This window comes from Polaribacter sp. 11A2H, assembly GCF_011379025.1.
In the GTDB taxonomy this organism is placed as follows: Bacteria; Bacteroidota; Bacteroidia; order Flavobacteriales; family Flavobacteriaceae; genus Polaribacter.
Genome location: NZ_WTLD01000004.1, coordinates 22,978 through 41,401, shown reverse-complemented (window position 1 = coordinate 41,401; position 18,424 = coordinate 22,978). Strand labels below are relative to the sequence as shown.

At 30.0% G+C, this 18,424-nt stretch carries 6 protein-coding genes; all 6 read right to left on the bottom strand.

The features are described 5' to 3' along the window. Positions 1-48 precede the first annotated feature (48 nt). Positions 49-3,360 (bottom strand): VCBS repeat-containing protein, encoded by a 3,312-nt coding sequence (locus tag GQS58_RS06295; RefSeq protein WP_166384007.1) that lies wholly within the window; start codon positions 3,358-3,360, stop codon positions 49-51. 591 nt (positions 3,361-3,951) lie between these two features. Further along, positions 3,952-5,442, bottom strand: a complete 1,491-nt coding sequence (locus GQS58_RS06290) for a RagB/SusD family nutrient uptake outer membrane protein (protein WP_166384005.1) — start codon at positions 5,440-5,442, stop codon at positions 3,952-3,954. Between the two features lie 12 nt (positions 5,443-5,454). Continuing rightward, positions 5,455-8,421, bottom strand: a complete 2,967-nt coding sequence (locus tag GQS58_RS06285; protein ID WP_240914569.1) for a SusC/RagA family TonB-linked outer membrane protein — start codon at positions 8,419-8,421, stop codon at positions 5,455-5,457. Positions 8,422-8,446: 25 nt separating this feature from the next. Next, the gene (locus GQS58_RS06280; RefSeq protein ID WP_166384001.1) at positions 8,447-11,083 is read right to left on the bottom strand and encodes a glycoside hydrolase family 3 protein; all 2,637 of its coding nucleotides are present in this window, start codon (positions 11,081-11,083) and stop codon (positions 8,447-8,449) included. A gap of 275 nt (positions 11,084-11,358) precedes the next feature. After that, complete coding sequence (locus GQS58_RS06275; protein WP_166383999.1) at positions 11,359-15,516, bottom strand: two-component regulator propeller domain-containing protein; 4,158 nt, start codon at positions 15,514-15,516, stop codon at positions 11,359-11,361. An 11-nt stretch (positions 15,517-15,527) separates the two neighbouring features. Further along, entirely contained in the window at positions 15,528-18,374 is a 2,847-nt protein-coding gene (locus GQS58_RS06270) for a DUF5060 domain-containing protein (RefSeq protein WP_166383997.1), read from the bottom strand. Between the last annotated feature and the right edge of the window lie 50 nt (positions 18,375-18,424).

Below are 18,424 nucleotides of genomic sequence, written 5' to 3'. Positions count from 1 at the left end.
TTAATGGGACTCATTCCCTTTAACGGTAACGTTTCCTTAAAATTGAAACTATTTATTGATTTTTACATAATTGGACGCATCGTTATTTCTAACAACAATTATATACTTCTTTTCATCTTTATTAATTAGTCCCATTCCTTTTACATCACCCGAGGCAAAAAAACCAGATTCCTTTCTTGAAGTTGCCTTAAAGGTTCCATCACCATTTCCTTGTAAAAAAACGCCATAACTTGCATCATTTCTTGGTGTTTCTACTTCAGACATATGCAAATTACCTGCAACCAAAGCATCTAAATTGCCATCATCATTAAAATCTTTAACAATAATTTCATTTATACTTGAAATTTGAACTTCTTGAGGAAGTTTGTGTACAATAAATTTTCCGTTTTTATTTTCTAAATAAATACTCGCAAACGATTTTACTTGATAGTGTAAAGCAGATTCTAATGCTTTATCAGAATAAACATCGATTAAAGTAGCTTCAGAAAAACTTTCGTAATTTTTAAATTTCTTTTTAATTCCAGGTATTTGTTGAGATGAACATGATCTACCTCTTACAGGGTATTGTTTCCCTTCATTATAATAACTTAATACAATATCTTGTTTGTTATTTTTATCAAAGTCATTCACATAAATATCAAAGGTTTCGTCTTGGTTTGCTTGATACTTATAATTAAGACCATTATTACCTAAAATATAATCTGTGTCTCCATCATTATCAAAATCTCCTTGATTAATGCTCCACCACCAACCTGTAGTATTTTTATCTAAACCTAATTCTTTAGAAACATCTACAAAACCATTTTTATTATTTTTAAAAACTTTAATTGGCATCCATTCTCCAACAATTATAATGTCTTTTAAATTGTCGTTATTAATATCTGTAATTGTTGCCGATGTTGCCATTCCTAAATCTTTAAAAGGTTTTGTAAAATCATCAGAAAAGAATTCGAATTTTGGATTTCCTTTTGAACCAACATTTTTTAACATATACGTTGTGGCTGGTAATGGATATTGACCAGGTATTTGACGGCCTAAAACTAACAAATCTTCTTTACCATCATTATCAAAATCTGCATTATATACCTTTGAACCACTTGAAATAAATTTAGGTAAAGTTCCTTTTTTTGCTTTAGAAAAATTTCCCTTTCCATCATTTACATACAATCTGTCTTGTAATAATTCTGATGTTGCATCATATTCATAACCTCCACTTACAACATACAAATCATTATCTCCATCTGCATCTGCATCAAAAACGAGAGCCCCTAAGTCTTCGCTTAAAAGATCTTCTTGTAAGAAACTTGTGTTCTGTGCTTCAAACCCTGTTTTAGTTTGATAAAACATTGCTCCTAATTTTCCTTTTGCTCCTCCAATAAAATAGTCTTCTAAACCATCATTATTTAAATCTCCTATTGCTAAAGCAGGTCCTAAAGAAGATAATTTATGAGGCAATAATACCTGAGTTTCAAAATCGTCATGTACGTTTTCTTCATGTTTGTACTTTGGAAATAGGTTCTTTTCTGCTACAAATAAATTCTCTTTTTCTTCTTTATTATTGATAACAGCCGTTGTAGCATCATCATAATTAAAAACTAGATTTTTATTTACAGAAACATTATTTAAAATTTGAGTTTTACCATTTTGCCATACAACCTTTACTTCTTCAATTTTAGAAGTTGTGCCCAAACCAAAATGCATTTCTGGTGCCACAGAAGACTGAAAACCTCTTGTTAGTGTTAACTCTTGCATTTGAGTTTTATCGGCAGTTTTTACATAAACTCTATTTCCTAATCCAAATTTATTATTTAAACCTCCTTTAAATCGAACCTTTAAGAAATTGCTATTGTCGGCAGTTGTGTTCTCAAAAACAGCAGCATAATCATCTATATTATTGGTAATAATTTCTAAATCTCCATCATTATCTAAATCAGCATAAACAGCACCATTAGAAAACCCTTTATATTCAATTCCCCATTTTTTATTCGCTTTTTCAAAATTAAGATTACCATTATTTTTAAAAATAAAATTATCTATTTTTTCTGATGGAATTTGTAAACTCATTTCTAAAGACTTACTCACCCCTACATTCGCTTCTTCTAATTTTTTAAAATAATCTCTATTATTTACTTCTCTTCGTGTACCATTTGTAATAAAAACATCTTTAAACCCATCATTATCAAAATCTGCCATTAAAGGTCCCCAACTCCAATCTGTAGAAGAAGTACCTGTAATTCTAGAAATATTTGAAAAATATGGAATTCCGTCATCAAAAACGCCAGAATTTACTTGAAAACAGTTTTGCATGTATTGATAATGAAAACCAGCATCTACAACACTCCAAAACAAATCTGGATTCATACTTGCCATATTTGCCTTCTGTCTACGGTTACTTTTAGCATCCATATCTACCTGAAAAATATCTAAATTTCCATCATTATTAAAATCAGCAATATCAACACCCATTCCATAAAATGCCGTATGTGCAGTTGCTTTTTTTACAACTTCCTTAAAAGTTCCATCTTTTTGATTGATGTACATAAAATCTGGAGAACTAAAATCATTAGAAACGTACAAATCTTGCCATCCATCATTATTTAAATCTCCTACCGTAGCACTTAAAGACAAACCAAATGCTTTTAAACCAGCTTCATCGGTAACATTTGTAAAAGTTTCTCCATCATTTCTATATAAATGATCTGACTCGTTTTCTTTTACGTTTTTCATTTTCATTTGATAAACAAATGCTGGTGAATTAAATTTTAAAGGAGGATAATTTGCTACATACACATCTAAGTCTCCATCATTATCATAATCAAAAAAAGTAGCATTTACACTATTTCCTTCATCTGCTAAACCATATTTTTCTGCTTGTTCTGTAAAAGTATTGTCTTTATTGTTGATGAATAACTGATTTTTTAATGTTCCAAATTTCCCTGAAACGGAACAATAGATATCTAAAAAACCATCATTATTTACATCTGCCATTGTAACCCCTGTGTGCCACTCTTTATTGCCAGAAACACCAGCTTTTTCTGTAATATCTTCAAATTGTAAGTTTCCTTTATTTAGATATAATTTATTTGAAACTTGGTTACCTGTAAAATATAAATCTGGCAATCCATCATTGTTTATATCACCAACAGAAACACCACCACCCATATAAATATAAGAATAGGTAAAATAATTTATAGAGTCGTTTTCTGTAAGAATGTTTTTAAAATCGATATTTGTGTCCGTATTTTTTAACTGACTAAAAATTTGTGTAGATTCTATATTAATTTCTTTTTTAGCCGATGTACAATTACAAAGAGTAGTTATTGTAAGCAATAATAAAATGTGTTTAAAATAAGATTTCATTTTTATATATTTTTTTTTTTAAAATAAAGATAATCCATTGTTAATATTTACACGTTTTAAACATGATGTATTGGCTATTTTTTAGTTGCTAAAAATTTATTTCATCATAATTATTTAATGATTTAGATAAATAAATATTTTGCCTCACCTTTATTAACAATCAATAACATAAATTTCTATGTTTTCTACTTTTCTTGACAGCATCATATCATCAAAATAAAACCAATTTTATTTTAAACTAATTTACTAAATTTTTGAAGAATTGTCAAGTAAATATCTACTAAACCATTCATATTAAAATTATCGGTAGCTACTCTAGCTTTAGCTAATGTGTCTATATAATTTAAGCAATTTAAATCATTGGTTTGCTTATCAAAATTTTAAAAATTTATATTCAATTTTCTCCCAGAAACAAGTATAAATTTCTCTTTTGATATGTATTATTTTATTGCTAGAAAAATACCCAAGAATAGTACGTTGTAAAAAAATATTTAGTTGAATATTGCTTATTTTTTAAAATAAAAAAAACGGCGCTTCGTTAGAATACGCCGTTTTAATCAATCAACTCAAATTTTTTATCTTTAATAGGTATTAATACCCAGGGTTTTGGTCAGCACTTGTAACGTTAGGGTTAGAAGAAATTTCCTTATCTGGTATTGGCCATAATTCATTTTTACCTGTCTGGAAACCTGTACCAGCTAAAAAGGTTGCAGCTCTGTCCCAACGAATAAGATCATCAAAACGAACTTGTTCACCTGCTAATTCTACTTTTCTTTCATGTACAATAGCTTCAAAAACTTCTGCTTTTGAAAGTGTCGTTGGTAATAAAGGAAATACTCCTCCTGCTGTTGCACCTGCTCTAGCTCTTACTCTATTTATATAACCAACTGCAATAGATTGTGATCCACCAGGTTTTAGACTTTCACATTCTGCCATCATTAACAACACATCTGAATAACGGATTACTTTCGCATTAATTCCAGATTCTTGTACTTCACTAGGTTGCTTATAATAATTTTGATATTTTCTCCAACCTCTCCCTACAGCAAAGTCAGTTGCTTTAAAGGTTTTAGTATTGTTATCATAAGAATCTCCTGCAAAATAAAATGTTGCATTTAATCTCTTATCACCAGCTTCAAAAGAATTAACTAAATCGTCTGAAGGCGCAGATCCAAACCAATCTAAGGCTCCATAATCTTGTCCTCTAAAAGTAGCATGGTTTTTACCGGTACCATCGCTACCCCATTTATTGTTAGTTCCTAAACTTAAATCATATTGCACTTCCCAAACTGATTCTATACCATGTTCTGTTTCTTCTAAAAAGTTATCTAAGAAATTAGGCTCTAAATCGTAACCAGACATTTTGTTAAATGAAGCTAACGCATCTACATATCTCTTTTGATACAATAATACTTTTCCTAAGAAAGCTTGTGCAGCACCTTTAGTAGCTCTACCGTTTTCTTCTGACTCTTTAGGCAATAAATGAATTGAAGCATCTTCTAAATCTTCAATTATTAATGCAATTATATCTGCTTTTGGGCTAATTTCCTTCCCTAAGCTTTCTGTAAAGTCTCCGTTTCTTAATAATGGAATGTCTCCAAACTTATTAACTAACAACCAATAGTATTGTGCTCTTAAAAATTTAGCTTCTGCATAGAATTTTAATCTCTTTGCATTACTTAATTCTCCTTCTGGAATTCCATCAATAATTGCCGCATTACCAATTACAAAATTTGCTTTATTGATACCTCTATAACAAGCATCCCAATAGTCTTTAATAAAAACATTTGTAGAGTTAAAGCTAAAGTCTAAAAACACTTCTTTATTTGGTTCCATACCACCACCATTAACAGCTTCTTGAGACATATTGTCATTCATAAACCACATTAACCTACCATATAAGGCACCAGGTTGTAAGTTAGCGTATGAGGCATTAACAGCAGACTGAACTTGTGTTTCGTTTGCAAAAAAAGTTTCTGGCATTACCTGGTTTGGATCTGCTAACTCTAGATCATTTGTACTACAAGAATTTATAGCAAAAACACCTGTAAGAAACAGAAATAAAATTTTATATTTTTTCATGATTATTATTTTTTAAAATGAAACTTGAACTCCGAATAAGAATGATTTTGGTTGTGGATATCTTCCATAATCTACACCTGATGTTAATTCTGGATCTAATCCACTATAATCTGTTATAGTAATTAAGTTTTGCCCACTTACATACAACCTAAGTTTAGAAAGGTAACCTTTTAACAACTCGCTAGGAACTGTATAACCCAAATTAATGTTTTTTAACCTGGTGTAAGAACCATCCTCAATAAATCTATCTGATACTGCAAAGTTTTCTGTAGATCCACCAAATCTTGGTGTTGTAGTTGTTAAATTACCAGGAGTCCAACTATCTAACAAAACAGGGCTTCCATTAAATACTCTACGAGCACCACCTTCTAAATCATATCTAATGGTATTATAAACATCAACTCCTTGTACACCAGTAATAAATAAACTAGCATCAAAGTTTTTATAATTAGCACTTAAATTTAAACCATAAGTAAAATCTGCAAGTCCATTTCCTAACACAGTTCTATCATCAGCATTAATCTGTCCATCACCATTTATATCTTTATATCTTATATCTCCTGGTTTAATATCTGTTTGACCCGTATTTGCAGAAAAAACAGCATCTACTTCTCCTTGGTTTTGATAAATACCATCACTAATATAACCATAAAAATGGTCTATCGCTTCTCCCTGTTGAATGTTTGTAACGTTAACTGCAGCATCTTGCAGAAAATTTCTAGGAATTTCATTTACCCCTAAAATTAACACTTTATTAGTACTAGAACCAATATTAAAATTAGCAGACCAAGTCAAATCACCTTCATTATCATTATATCCTAAAATTGCTTCAAAACCTTTAGTTTCTACAGAACCAATATTTGATGTAATGTTACCAGCATGAGAACCAGAAGATAATGGCGTTGGTAAACTCACTAATAAATCATCACTTCTGTTGTTAAAATATTCTAAACTTGCTGTAAATTTATTATTAAGTATACCTACATCAAGACCTATATTTAAATTCGTTTTTTCCTCCCATTTTAAATCTGGGTTAGAACCACCATCTTGGGTAAAACCTGGTGCAAAAGAATCTCCTACAGGATATTCAAAACCACCAACAAGTGTAGCAGAGTATTGGTAATCTCCAATAGCATCGTTACCACTAATACCGTAACTAGATCTTAATTTTAAATTATTAATATTACTATCATCTCCAAAAAATTCTTCTTCAGAAATTACCCACCCTAAAGATACTGCTGGAAAAGTACCCCAACGATTGTTTTCTCCAAATCTAGAAGAAGCATCTCTTCTTACAGAAGCAGAGAAAATATATTTAGTATCATAATTATAGTTTAATCGTGCTAAATAACCTAACCTAGTTGTTTTGTTATTATTACTTCCAATAGTTTGAGAATCTGGTCCAAACTGCTGTACCTCATCAGTAACAAGGTTTCTTGCACTACCACCAAAACCTAAATAAGTGTTTTCTGTTTTTTCTACTAAAGCTAAAAACTCAACATTGTGCTTTTCTGCAAATGTTTTTTCGTAGTTTAAACTGTTTGTAAAAACCAATCCTTGACCGTAAGCTACACCTGCATTAAAAGAAGCAAAGTCTTGTGCATGCGTATTACTAGCATCATCAGAATAAATAGGTACAAAAGTACTATTTCTACTATTAAAATAATCTAAACCTATTTGAGTTCTAAATTTAAGACCTTCTAAAATGTCATATTCACCATACAAACTACCAATAACTCCTATATTATGGGTACTAAATGTTGGAAGTGTTTGAATTCTAATAGGATTCTCTGCATTTTGGCTATCACCAACATTATCTGGTCCTTGAAAACCACCTTTATTATCAGGATTATATACCGGTAAAAATGGAACTGAATTTACAGCATGTGTTATTAACGTTCTACCACCCCCCATTTGTTCTCCTTTAGACTTACTTAATGATATAGACATTGTTTGTCCAAACTTTAACTTTCCTAAAGTATAAGAACTGTTTGCTCTAAAAGAATAACGATCGAAACCTGTATTAACAATTGTACCTTCTTGTTTTAAATATTCTGCTGAAAAATATTGTGTACTATTTTCTGTTCCTTTAGAATAATCTAATTTATAATCTTGTATTAAACCAACTTGAAATAGTGCATCTTGCCAATCTGTATCGTTTTCAAATATTGCTGCAGGTCTGTCTGGAAAAACATTGTTATTAGCAGCAAATTTTAAATACTGAGCAGTATTCATAAGATTATACCTGTTAGTAACTGTCTGAGCACCTGTATATGAAGAGAAATTTAAGGTTCCTCTACCTTTTTTTCCACTTTTTGTAGTTACTAAAACTACACCATTAGAACCTCTTGCTCCATATAATGCAGTAGTAGAAGCGTCTTTTAATATAGACACGTTTTCTATATCTGAAGGGCTAATTCCAGAAAGATCTCCTACAATTACACCATCAATAACAAATAAAGGACTATTGTTACCAAAAGTACCTAAACCTCTAATTAAAACTTGAGGACTAGATCCTGGTGCTCCTGAATTAACAATAGTTACACCTGCAGCTCTACCTTGTAAAGCTTGTTCTGCATTTGCTACTGGTAATGAGGCCATTTCTGCCGCATCTACTGTTGCAATGGCACCTGTAACTGTTTTTCTACTTTGTTTACCATAAGCTACTACAACTATTTCATCAAGACTTTCTAAAGATGCTATTAAAACAACATCAATATTTGTTTTATCTCCAACTAAAATAGTTTGACCAGTCATACCAATGTATGCAAAGACTAACTCATCTGTAGGCGAAATATTGTCAATCTTAAAAAGACCATCAAAGTCTGTTTGTACTCCTTTTTGTGTTCCATTTACTACTACACTAACACCAGGTAATAATTCTCCCATGGCATCTTTTACTGTTCCGCTAACAGTCTTAGATTGTGAAAACAGACTCTGAGTACATATCATAACTAATGCTATGATAGCGATTTTCATTTTTATCATTTTGAATAATTTAAATTTATTGAACTTGAACTTTAGTGATTAACACATTCTTTTCTGATGACAACTTTACATCTGGTTGTTTGCCACCAATACTAATATTCATCATTCCAGATTCTATTACTTTTTTTCCTTCTTCAGATATTCTTGCATATTTTTTAGCAGGAATTTTAAATGTTATTGTTTTAGTTTCGTTCGCTTTTATAAGCACTTTCTTAAAGTCTACCAAACTTCTTATTGGATTGTTTTTAATTGTATCGTTCTCATGTGTAACATAACATTGTACAACTTCTTCTCCAGAATATTTACTGTTATTTTTTACATCAACCGAAATCATAAAATCCTCATTTTTAGCAATCTTCTCTGATATTTCTAAATTTGAATACTCAAAATTAGCATAACTTAAACCATGGCCAAAAGAAAATAAAGGCTCTCCTTTAAAGTATCTATACGTTCTGTTTTCCATGTTGTAATTTTTAAAATCTGGTAAATCTTTTACAGATTTATAAAAAGTTACTGGTAGTTTCCCAGATGGGTTATAATCTCCAAAAAGAATATCTGCAATTGCTCTACCACCAAATTCACCAGGATACCATGATTCTAAAATAGCAGGAACATTTTCTGCAGTCCAATTAATAGCCAAAGCACTTCCATTCATTAAAACAACAATTGTTGGCTTGCCTAATTTCTGAATGCTTTTAACTAATTCTAACTGTGTTTTTGGTAGTGTAATTTTAGATCTATCTCCTTTATCAAAACCTTCTATAACAACAGACATTTCTTCGCCCTCTATTTCTGGTGTTAATCCTAAACAAAGAATTACTACTTCAGATTTTTTTGCAGCTTCTAATGCTGGCGATAATAAGTCTTCATTTAATTTTGCCCAAACTAAATGTGCTTGAGGGTCTGATAGTGTATTATTATATTCTATTCTTATTTTATAAGCTTCTTTTGCTTTTAATTTTGCATCAAAATATTCTAATTTTGGCTCATATTCTGCACTGTATTCAAACTTTAAAGAATCATTGATATACAGCTTTGCATAGCTACTTGCTTTTAAACCAATTCTATAATCTCCAGATTCTTCTGGCACAATTTCTCCTGACCATCTTACTGAAAAATCATCCGATTTTAAATCTTTAATAGGTCTAATAGGCGTCCAAATAAAATCTACAGTAGCATCGTTTCTAACCAATACCGGCTCTCCTTCTAAATTACTATTGTTGTAATATTCTGCTTTAAGACCTAAACCATTTTCATTTTTTAAAACCTCATTAGGTATTGCTTTTAAGCTTGGCCATTCTTTTGCAATGTAAGAACCTAAGGCATAATTAATAGTTGTGTTTGGTAATTTCTCTTGTAATCCTTTTAACGGTGTAATAAAATTCTTTGGCGTTCCGTGATAATTACCTAACAATGCTTGTTTAGAGTCTGCATTTGGACCAATTACTGCAATCGATTTTATACTTTTACTTAAAGGCAATATATTATTGTCATTTTTTAACAACACCATAGATTCTTTGGCTATTTGTTCTGACAATTTATAATGCTTATCACTTGTAACAACACTGTATGGTATTTTAGACCATTTAACATTGTTTTGGTCATCAAACATTCCTAATTTAAAACGAGCAGAAAATAATCTTATCAAAGCAATATCTAATTCTTCTTCGTTTATTAACTGCTTTAAAACTGCTTCATTTAAGTTAGGGTCATATGCACTACCACAATTTAAATCGGTACCACTTGTTACTGCCATTGCAGCTGCTTCTTCTGGTGTTTTTACAACAGCATGTTTGTCTTCTTCCCAAAAATCATTTATTGCCCAACAGTCTGAAACTACATATCCACTAAAACCCCAATCTTCTCTTAATATTTTTTGAAGTAATAAATCACTACCACAACAAGGTTTATCATTATACCTATTATAAGCACACATTACAGAATGTACTTTTGCTTCTTTTACAGCAGCTTCAAAAGCTGGTAAATAGGTTTCGTACAAATCTTTTTTAGTAGTTACATAATTATCTTGATGTCTCGATTTTTCTGGTCCACTATGAACTGCAAAATGTTTTGCTGTTGCAACCACTTTTAAATGCTTTTCATCATCACCTTGTAAACCTTTTATATAGTTTACTCCTATTCTACTTGTTAAAAAAGGATCTTCTCCATAAGTTTCTTGTCCTCTTCCCCAACGTGGATCTCTAAAAATATTAATGTTCGGAGTCCAGAAAGTAAGACCTTGTCCCATTCTTCTTTTTCCTTCACTAATAAATTTATGATGTTTTGCTCTTGCTTCATCAGAAACAACAGTTCCCATATTAAAAATTAAATCTGGGTTCCAGGTTGCTCCCATACCTATTGCTTGCGGAAAAACAGTTGCTTCACCAGCTCTACCAACTCCATGTAAACATTCGTTCCACCAATTATATTCTGGCACCCCTAATCTTTCTATTGCAGGTGCATCATATCTCATTTGAGATATTTTTTCAGTCAATGTCATTAGACTAATTAAATCTGTTGCTCTTTCTTCTGTTGATAGAGATTCATTTTGAAATTTAAATTCTGTCTTTTCTTTACTACATGAAAAAACAAGAAATAATGAAAGGAAGCAGATCTTAAAAGCGCTTCTAGATTTTAATTTATTGGTATTCATTTTACTTTTATTCAATATCATTAATTAAAGGTTAAGATTAGTAACAGTATTAAAATACCCATAATAAATATTTCTAAAATAATATTTCTTATAGGATATTTTTCTGCACAACGAACTCATACAACTATTCAAATATAGAAAGTTGATGTATTTTTGAATAAAAAAAAGAATGCATACGATGTTAATTTTGGCTCTTTATAGGGTAAAATAGCACAAACAATATATCCATTAGCTTTTGGTAGCTAACTTTACGTTCTAGAAATAAAAGGAAAGGGTTATTCTTTTTCTTTGACAACAACCTCGGTTGGTAGTTTTCCAAAATGTGCCTTAAAACATTTTGTAAAATAAGATGCAGAAGAGAAACCAACTTTAAAACCTACCTCGCTTACAAATGCAGAACCTGTTTCTAATATTTGATATGCTCTTTCTAATCTAATTCTTCTTAACAGTTCATTTGGAGTTTGGCCTGTTAGAGATTTTATTTTTCTGTATGATTGACTTTTACTTAAGTTTAATTCATTAGCTAATTCTTCTACACTTAAACTAGAGTTACTAATATTTTCACCGATGTAAGCCAAAACTTTATTAATAAATTTTTTATCTATAGAAGTAGCATTCGTGTTCTCTTTGGCGCCACTAACTTCACTAAAGTATTTATCAAAAATTAATTTTCTACTAGTAATTAACTGAGATAGTCTTAAAGTAAGCAAACGCATATCAAATGGCTTGGTCATATAAGCATCAGAGCCATGTTCTATTCCTTCAATACGATCATCAATTCTTGCTTTTGCAGTAAGCATTAATAAAGGAATATGACTTGTTTTAACATCTGTTTTAATACGTCTACAAAACTCAAAACCATCCATTTCTGGCATAATAACATCTGTTAAAATAACATCTGGAAAAGATACTTCTGCAATTTTTAATCCCTCTAAACCATTATTTGCAACTAAAACTTTATAGGTTTTACTTAATTCTGTTTTTAAGTAGTTTCTTAATTCTGTATTATCTTCTACAACAAGAATCGTATACTTTTTAGAGGTTGTTTTTTCAGCTTCTTCTTCCTCTTCTGTCTCAGAAATTTTATTTTCTGGAATAAAGTTTAGTTCTTTTTTAGGAAGATCTATTTCTGCTTTAAAACTCTTAATTTCATCTTTAGAAAAATGCTCTTTTCCTTTTGGTAAAATTATTCTAAAGGTAGTACCTTCATCTATTTTACTAGTTACCTCTATTTTACCTTTATGTAAATTAACAAAACTACTAACTACTTCTAATCCTATACCTGTACCGCCATAGTATGTTTTATTAAGACTTTCTACTTGATAAAATCTTTCAAATATTTTATCAACCTGATCTTCTTCTAACCCTTTTCCTGTATCAGATATTACAATTTCTACTACTTTTACAGCTTTGGTAGATGAAATAAGTGGTAAAATATAATCTTCATCATTGTCTATTAAATTTACATTGATTACCCCATTATCTGGAGTCACTTTCATTGCATTGGACAAAATATTGAAAATAATTTTCTCAAGCATGTTCTGATCTGCCCATGTTTTTATTAATGATACCTCTGTATCTAAAGTCAAAAATATATTTCTAGTTAAAGCTTCTTCTTTAAAGAAAAGCACAATATTCTTGGTAAAATCTACCAAATTTAATTCTGATGCTCTTACTCTTACTTTATCAAATTCTAACTTTCTTAAATCCATTAGCTCATTTATAAGCCTAAACAATCTATCAGAATTTCTATAAATAGTATTGTGTTTAGATTTAACTATTTCTGGTAAATTTAAAGTCTTATCCATCATCATATCCTTTAAAGGATTTAATATCAAGGTTAAGGGAGTTCTAAATTCGTGAGAAATATTTGTAAAAAATTGTAATTTATTTTTATTTAAAATCTCTTGATGAATTCTTTGAGTTCTCTCATTTTTAATGAGTTCTTTTTCTTTTAATCTATTTTTTGTTATTTTATTTAAAAGTAGAACTCCTAACCCAAAAAGTAATACATAAAATACGGAAGCCAACTTAGATTTCCACCAAGGTGGTAATATTGTAATTTTTAATTCTAATGGTTTTTCGTTCCAAAGGCCATCGTTATTTGCCGCTTTTAACTTAAAAACATAATCTCCGTAATCTAAATTGGTATAAGTAGCACTTCTTTGATTGCCTACATAATTCCAAGATTTTTCTAACCCTTCTAAATAATAAGCATATTGGTTTTTCTCTGGTCTTGTGTAGTTAATACCTGTATATTGTATGGTAAATACAGACTGCTCATGATTAAACTCTATACTTGATGTTTCTGTAATAATTTTTGTAAGTGGTGAGTTTTTTTCATTAGGATGTACGTCTTCATTAAATATCTTTAAACCCGTTAAATAAAGAGAAGGTACGCTAGAATTTGTACTTAAGTCTTTTGGGTTAAAATAATCTACTCCTTTATAATTTCCAAAATAAAGTTTTCCTTCTTTATCTCTATATACTGCATTAAAATTAAAATCATCAGATAATAAACCATCATTCATGGTATAATTAACAACTTCATTTGTTTTTAAATCTAATTTTGTAATTCCTGTATTGCCACTTAACCAAATATCCCCTTTTCTATCTTCAATAATACTTGCAATATTTTCTTCCTTTAGTCCAGAAAACGTATTAAACCATTTAAATTCGTCTGTTTTTTTATCATACCTACACAATCCAGCTCCTCTTGTACCAATCCAAAGATAATTATCTGTACTTTCATATAAGGATAATATGTGGGTAGAACTTCTTTGGTTATTGTTAGAGTTAGCCATTGGCTTCACAAAAGACTTTACACTTAATATGCCTTGGTTATTTTGTATCTTAAAAAGGCCAATAGTTGTTCCTAACCAAATAGAACCATCACTATCTACCAATATTTTTCTAACATCACTTGTATTTATACCATGCTTTGCAAATTCTGGTAAATTATAGTGTGTTAAAACCTGTGTTTTAGGGTTAAAACTATAAACACCTGTATAAAAAGTACCGATCCAAATAATACCATTTTTATCTTCAGTAATACTTAAAATGGCATTAGACAATAATTTTCCGTTAGAATTTTGGATGTTAATATTAGTAAAGTTTTTAGACCCATCTTTTAAGATGTAAATTCCATTATCCCAACTTCCTGCCCAAATATTCTTTTTACTATCAATAAAAACAGTTTGAATGTGATTACTTGTAAGCCCTTTATATGTTTTATTATTACCTTTATTAATATGGTCTACTTTAGATGTATTGATATCAAAAACATCAATACCTCCACCATCCATAGTAATCCATAATTTATCATTGGTATCTTTTACAATGCCAGTAACGGATCCTATCTGTAAAGAATTTGGATTATTTTCTAAACTTTCTATGTTATCGAATTTATCAAATAAATGATCGCTTACCACAACACCATTATTGTAATATCCCATCCAAATTCTCTGATTATTATCAACAAATAATGACCAAATTGAATTTGAACGAATACTATTTTTGTCTTTTTTATTGTAGAAGTAATTTTTTATTAAAACTCCATTAGAATCTATGTGAAAAAGGCCATCATTTTCTGAACCAAATAAAATGGTTTTATCGGCTAATTGCACTAAAGATAATATGCGCTTTTCAGTTATAGAAAATTGTGAGGAACCAATAATATTATTTTCTTTAAGTTGATATTTAAAAATCCCTTTAGTATAGCTTCCTGCCCATAAATTATTTTTATCATCTACCAACAAAGTTTCAATAGGTACATCAAAATTTAAAATAGTAGTATCCTCTGCTTTTTTGGGCTTTGAAATTACAGTGTTTAGCGTATCTAATTTTCTTAAGCCTAAACTTGTACCAAGAAATATAGCACCATTTTTATTTTTTTCTATACTATTTATAGCAGGTATACTAGCATCTTTACTAGCTATTCTTTGTATTTTATTTGTTTTTAGATTCAGCTGAAATAAACCATTAAATCGTGTACCAATGTATAGATTATCCTTATGTTCTAGAATACTTAAAACAGAGATATTAGCAGTATCTAAAAGACCAACAGATATTTTTTTAAATTGGTCTAAATCTCTATCATAAAGATTTAAACCATCTTCTGTACCAATCCAAAGATTATTGTTTTTATCTAAGTAAGAAGAAAACACCAAATTACTACTAATTGATGTTGCATCTTCTTGCTTAAACTTATAGGAAGTATAATCAAGACCATCAAATTTATACAAACCAGATCCATTGGTTCCTATCCAAATAAAACCGTAATTATCTTGACTAATTGTATAAATACCTACTTTAGAGATCCCTTCTTTTATCGTTTCAAAATTAAAAATTTGCGTTTTATTTTGTGCTTCAATAGGGGCACAAAAAAATGTGCATAGAGATAAAATAAAAGTAACACACCACTTAAGTTGCATAATTGCGATTTTTAATTTGGTCTAAAGTTACTATTTTTTGAAAGAATAAAACGGTCCATTTTAAAACCATCTTCTCTCATCGAAAAAGACAGTACATATTCACCTGATTTCTCGAAGTTTAAATAAATTGTTTTTTCTGTACCACAATGATTATCGGGCATTCTTTGAGCAGAAGACCAAGTCCACTCATTTTTACCATCGCACCATTGTATTCTAGCTCCACTTTCTTGCCAATTTTCATTAAAACCAACATGTACGCCATTATCTTCTGTCCCTGTAGAGAGTGCATTGACCCAAATATAATATTTTCCTGGATTATTTATTTTTATTTTATAAGAAATAACACCTCCTGTACCAGAAACAGGAAAGAAGTTTTCACCTAAAATAAGAGTATCATCATGTGTAACCCTTGTATCTGGTAATGCTTGAATATAACTATTTTTATTAGCAGATTTACTATAGTTTGCAACACTTATTTTATCATCTAAAGATCTTACAACCCAATTTCTCTTAGTGCTATTATTATTTTTATAGTGATAATTTTCTGCTTCAATTTCTAACATTCCATCTTTTTCTTCAAAAGGTTTAGTATCTGCTAATATTTTTAGTAACGAATAATCTTTAGGAGTAAAAGTAATAGAATTCCATCTTCCTCTAGACCAAGCTGTTTCATTTCCTTCTGGAATTAAACCATTGGTAACCGCTTTAGAGGTTATTTCAATAATATCATTTACATGTAAATAAACAGCATCAACTTGGTGTCTAATGCTTTTAAAAGACTCAGAAACTCTAGGGTTTTTAATAGTATCTAAAGCTGTACCATTAATTTTAATTACATATTCAGATTCTCCATCATTTTCTGCAGTAGTTACAAAAGTAAAATTATAAACACCAGTAACTCCTTTAAATTTAGCAATTGCTGTTGCAAATTTGTTTCTATTATTTACTTCGGATGCTTCAATAGCCAATACGTTGTTTGGAAAATCCTTGTAATACCCAAAACCATCCTTTTCTAATAAATTGAAATCTTGAATAGCATTTAAGCTGATTATTTTTTGCTCAATTTCTTGAGAACCTTCTTCTTCCTTCTTGGTAGATTTAATAAGTGCAACCCAATCTTTATCTTTATTAGGTGGAAAACCTATTGATTTTTCTCCTCCACCTGTAATTCTTTTAATAGAACCATTTACCAATTCTCCTCCAGTTCTTGGGTTGTACCATTTTACAACGTATTTTTTTGTTGAACCAAATAAATTAATTTTTGTTTCTTTTACCTCTGGTAAATAAATAGCATACGTTTTATCATTTTCTACAAAAACATAATCGTCTGGGTTATCTGTTAAGCCATCTGCAGCATGCATTTTATTAAAAGGTAAATACGTATTAAAAAAGTCTAATGCGTGTTTTGTTTGGTTCCAAACAAATTCTCTAGATCGCCAATCTTCACAATTTAAATCATTGTGCGCAAATTTATAACCAAAATACCATTCTACTCCTGCTCCTCCAGCCATTAAATTTCCCCATAAAACTTTATGTCTTATATTATTATGGTTTGGGTCATCTGCATCTGGTTTTGCCCCTGTATCTGCAGGTCCTATTTCATCTTGAGAAACAATCCATTTTTTTCCGGTTAATTGAGATTCATTAATCCATTTTTTAGTGATATTATGAATTGAGTCTGGGTCATTTGTTTGCATAGAAGGTCCATCTAAAAACTTATATCCCAATAAAGGTTCTAAAAACAAATCTTGTTCTTTTACAATAGAATGTGTATGCAAAGCCACAAAATTCTGATAAGGATCATGTGTTTTAACATACTTAGCCATCGCTTTTCTATCTGCATCATTTTGTCCTTTTGGAGACCAATGAACAGGTCCATTTTCTTCTCCTAAATTCCACGTAAGTGCTAAGTGATGAGCAAATCTTGCAATTAATTCTCTGTAATATAATTTACGTTGCGTTTTTAACTCGCCAATATCTAATAGTAATTCGTTTTCTGTTTCTTGCGTAACAATATGTAACATTAAACCTAAATTATCCATATGATCAAAGACAATTTCCCATTGATCTAGTTTACTTGTATCAAAACGAGTTCTGTCATTTTTAGTAGCCCAAGGCCAAACATCATCTCCATCTCCTTGTACATTCATTGTTAAAAAAAAGACAGAATTCATTCCTTTAGATGCCAAATAATTTAGTCCTCCAATAATATTTTTCCCTTTTCCGTTTTGCCAAGTTGGATCTCCTTTTTTCCAATCCTTAAAATGTGGTTCATATTTATGAGATGCTGGTGTTTCATCAAACTCATAATATGCCAAGAAGTTTTCTGGACTATTTGCACCACCTTTTAAAAAGGGTTTGTTAGACTCAGAATAATACAGGTAACGTTCGTCTTTATTAATTAATCTACCATCAGTTCTATTTTTACTGTTTTTTATTATAAAACTTCCTGTTTCATTATCAAAACCAATAGATTCTCCAACTTTTTCATCATCATTTATGGCTATTTCATTTCCTTTTTTAAAAGAAGCTTTGTACGTCCATTCTCCAATTTTATTAGGCATAAAACGCACCTGCCAAACAGCACCTTTTTCAGCACTTGTTTCTGCAGCATTTCCATCTGCAGCAAAAAAACCAGGAACTGTTATTTCTTCATCTCCATTTTTAAAAGTTACATTTAATCTATAATTTAAGAAGGGATTATCTTTATCATTTTCACTAAATTCTTTATAATTAAAGTGAATGGTTACTTTATTCCATTTTTCTAATTTCCCCTCAACTTTTCCTTGAGAAAATAAAGTAAAATTAAAAACGAGTAGTAAAAAATAGAGACTAAAACTTCTTTTGGTTATTGACATAAAATTAAAAATTAAATTTTGAGTTAATATAACTTATTAAAAAAATAAAT

Coding starts and splice junctions, on each gene's coding strand:
- GQS58_RS06295 (WP_166384007.1), bottom strand. CDS start 3,360: ATGAAATCTTATTTTAAACACATTTTATTATTGCTTACAATAACTACT.
- GQS58_RS06290 (WP_166384005.1), bottom strand. CDS start 5,442: ATGAAAAAATATAAAATTTTATTTCTGTTTCTTACAGGTGTTTTTGCT.
- GQS58_RS06285 (WP_240914569.1), bottom strand. CDS start 8,421: ATGAAAATCGCTATCATAGCATTAGTTATGATATGTACTCAGAGTCTG.
- GQS58_RS06280 (WP_166384001.1), bottom strand. CDS start 11,083: ATGAATACCAATAAATTAAAATCTAGAAGCGCTTTTAAGATCTGCTTC.
- GQS58_RS06275 (WP_166383999.1), bottom strand. CDS start 15,516: ATGCAACTTAAGTGGTGTGTTACTTTTATTTTATCTCTATGCACATTT.
- GQS58_RS06270 (WP_166383997.1), bottom strand. CDS start 18,374: ATGTCAATAACCAAAAGAAGTTTTAGTCTCTATTTTTTACTACTCGTT.